Source organism: Actinospica durhamensis (assembly GCF_018139695.1).
Classification (GTDB): domain Bacteria; phylum Actinomycetota; class Actinomycetes; order Streptomycetales; family Catenulisporaceae; genus Actinospica; species Actinospica durhamensis.
Genome location: NZ_JAGSOG010000668.1, coordinates 1 through 660, shown reverse-complemented (window position 1 = coordinate 660; position 660 = coordinate 1). Strand labels below are relative to the sequence as shown.

Genomic DNA, 660 nt, shown 5'->3' with positions numbered 1-660 from the left:
GCGCCCGGCGTCGTTCATCGCGGTCAGCTCGCGCCCGTTGTACAGGATCGACCCGGAGTCGGGCATGACGATGCCGGCGAGGCAGTGCAGCAGCGTCGACTTGCCCGACCCGGAGGGGCCCATCACGGCGACGACCTCGCCGGGGTGGATGGAGAACGCGGCGCCGTCGAGCGCGGTCGTCGGGCCGTAGGCCTTGCACAGGTCCTGGGCGGCGAGCAGGGTGCCGGCGGGGGCGGAGGTCATCGGGTCACCGCCTCGCGGAGCCGGTCGAGGCGCGCCGCGGTCAGCTCCAGCCAGCGCAGGTCGGCCTCCAGGTGGAACAGGGCGTGGTCGCAGATGAGCTGGTCGGCCAGGTCACCCTTGCGCTTGCGGTCGGTGAGGATCCGCATGCTGCGCAGGTGCTCCGAGCGCTGGGTGTCGAGGATGTCGGCGGCGTCGCGGCTGGTGAGCAGCGCGAGGACGACCTTGGTGTAGAGGGTCGACTGCAGGTACGGCTCCGGCTTCTCCGGCGTGGCGAGCCAGCGCTCGACGTCGGTGACGCCGGCCTCGGTGATCGCGTACCGCTTGCGCTCGGGGCCGCCGCCGGACTCGATGCCGTCGACCTCGACGAGCCCGTTCTTCAGCAGGCGGGACATCGTCGAATAGACCTGGCCGTAGTGC

Annotated in this window: 2 protein-coding genes; both read right to left on the bottom strand. The window is 71.7% G+C overall.

Annotated features, from left to right (window positions below; genetic code table 11):
* Positions 1-243, bottom strand: a 243-nt coding sequence (locus KDL01_RS41645) for an ATP-binding cassette domain-containing protein (RefSeq protein ID WP_212534231.1), incomplete at its 3' end; no start/stop codon positions are given.
* Positions 240-660: PadR family transcriptional regulator (locus KDL01_RS41640; protein ID WP_212534230.1), on the bottom strand; the 421-nt coding region annotated here is incomplete at its 5' end. The genes KDL01_RS41645 and KDL01_RS41640, both read right to left, overlap by 4 nt.